We start from the raw sequence: 2,498 nt of genomic DNA on the forward strand, positions 1-2,498 counted from the left end.
ATCCCCAAGTGGTGATAGCTACTGGCTATGCCCGGACGATTCCCCGACGCTTCTTCGATCGCCAGACTCTTGCGGTACCACGACTCCGCTTCATCTAGCCGCCCGCGTCGATGCTCGACCATCCCCAGTTGGTGGTAATACACCGCCAAGCTGTTTTGAACATCAGGATCGGTTTCTTCCAGCGGGGCGATGACCCTGCGATACATCTGCTCAGCCGCATCCAACCGGCCGTGCTGCGCTTCGCGATTTGCTAAATCGCCTAACAGGAATCGCCAAAGCGAGACGAGCGTTGTGTCGCTACCATCACGCGGTCCGCCCTCGACGTCACTGACTCGGGCCAGCCAGTGGCTCCTTAAGTGATCCGCCTCTTTCCAGCGTCCCAGCATCGGCCACAAGTCCAATAGCAGTTCCAGCATGGGGAAGGCTCCCGCCCACTCGGCCGCCCGCTCCGCCCAATCCAGAGCCTTCCGAAGACTGCCCTCGTCAACCATGGCATACACTAGCGCCCATTGCGCGCGGCCTTCTTCATGCAGCGCCTTGCTGTACCCGGCCGCTGTGGATGCCCAATACCAGACGTAGTGCCGTTCTAGCGCTGTTGTGGCGTCTGTGTTGCTCTCCCGGCGCCAGAGGTCCTCAAGGGTTCTCTGCACCCCCGGTACGATCTCCCACACCTGTGCTAGCTCTTCGCTAGCCACGATCAGTCCTAGCCGACGAGCCTCCGAGAGCACCCGGCGTAGCACTGTTTCGGTGCGCTCGGCCATAATCCCAGCGGGAAATGACTTGTGCAGCACCAACCCCAAGAAATCACTCTCGTGGAAACGCCCGACGAATAGCCCGAGCATTCCGAGCGCCCGCCGCCGTTCGACAGGCACAGCTTCCAGCGCCCCCGCGAACGCTGCCTCTAAGCTCCCGGCCCGCGCGCCCGCTTCCGAGGCTGGGATTTCCATCCGCTCGGCCTGGCCTCGTATGCTTGCAAGCACGCTCTCGACGGTGCGCTCCTGGAGACCGTACGCGGCAACCCGGGTTGCTAACGGGTGCCCGGCTAATTCCTGCACTACTTCATCAACGACTGCTCGGCGTGCCTCGTCTGCCAATGTCTCGCGCAGCCTCCGGTCGGCGGCGTAGACCTCGGCATACCGATGCAGCATCTCCACCCGGTGCAGCCCCTGGACTCCTCGCAGTGTGAACCTGCGCACCGTATCCCCAAGCAACTCTATTTCCTCGCGCCGTGAGGTGAGGACAACGCGCAAGCTCGGGCCGTCTAGCGCTGCGAGCAGCCCCCGAAAGTGCGTCCGGTCATCATCGGTGTACGGGCCCGCGCCGGGCTCAGGGTAGCCGGCGAGAGTCTCCAAGTTGTCGAACAGGATCAGCCGCGACGTTCCTGTGTCACCCGCCAAGACACTCGCTAAGCGCTGCAGCCGGTCTCCCAAGGGTGTGTGCGCCCACTGCGGCGTGCGGAAGCGTGGAATCGTGAACGGACGCGCATGCTCCACTTCCGCTTGGAGCTCCTGAGACAACACCTCCAGAGACGGAGCATGGCGGAAGCTGAAGCTCAGGATCCGGTCCGCGCCCCGAGTGCTCTGCCGCCATTGCAGCAGGTGCTCCATAAGTGTTGTCTTACCGATGCCGCCTGGCCCGAAGAGCAGGACGCGGGAAGACTGATCCACCGCCCGGTCTACCACGTACAGGTCTCCGTCACGCCCGACGAACACCCCCTGCAGGGCCGACGACCTGTGCTCACCGCCGGCGAAGAGCAGCGCGTCCAAGTCGTCCTCAGCGGTGTTCAGGGGGGTACGCCGCTGGAAGGGAGCGACATTCTCCCGGAGGTACAGTACCGGGATAGCCCAATCCAGCGGTCCGTATTGCTGGCCTGTCTCGATAGCCCGACGTGCACGCTGGCATGCAACCGTAAGTGTCTCCCCTCGTGCGAGTTCCGTGTAAAAGCGGTCGAAGAAGGTTACCGCGGAACTCACGCGCACGCTCGCGCCCATTGCCACCACGCCCACTGCGCCCGTATCCACGAGCGCGCGTGCGACGGAACTGGTGTCCCGCTCCTCCCGTGTTAAGCTGGTTCCTTGCACGGCGGATTGGCAGGCGTTCAGCGCGAAGAGAGGCACGCCCGAGCGCGCCAAGACCCGGCCGATTCGCTCTGCCTCCACGAGCCCATCTTCAAAGGCCAGCCGGCCCGCGACTCCGTGTCCGTCGTAGTGCACCAAGTCCCACGCTTCGCGTTCCACCATCTGCTCGAAAGCCGGGAACGTCCCCGGACGCACCAGTGTCACCTCAGCGCGGCCATGCAGGCGATTGAGCAACTTGGCGGCGATGGCTCGGTACGGTACGTCGGCTTCGGCATCGGGGCGGCTGACTACCAAGAGCACTTTCAGCACGCCCGTGCCGCCTCGGTGGAGTTGCGGCCGCCGCACGTTCTCGCGTCGACGCGCAATACCGGCGGCCGACGTCCCAAGATCCAGTCCCTCTGGTGTGCGCGCCAGTTCCCA

2 protein-coding genes are annotated in these 2,498 nt (G+C 64.1%); one reads left to right on the plus strand and one right to left on the minus strand.

Going from position 1 to position 2,498, the window contains the following annotated elements:
- On the minus strand, positions 1-2,387 hold a 2,387-nt coding region (locus VIB55_RS00450), incomplete at its 3' end, for a CHAT domain-containing protein (RefSeq protein ID WP_331874687.1).
- Here VIB55_RS00450 and VIB55_RS00455 point away from each other — a divergent pair.
- Positions 2,295-2,498, plus strand: a 204-nt coding sequence (locus VIB55_RS00455; protein ID WP_331874688.1) for a hypothetical protein, incomplete at its 3' end; no start/stop codon positions are given. The two genes, VIB55_RS00450 and VIB55_RS00455, sit on opposite strands and share 93 nt — an antisense overlap.

The sequence above is a fragment of the Longimicrobium sp. genome (assembly GCF_036554565.1).
Classification (GTDB): Bacteria; Gemmatimonadota; Gemmatimonadetes; order Longimicrobiales; family Longimicrobiaceae; genus Longimicrobium.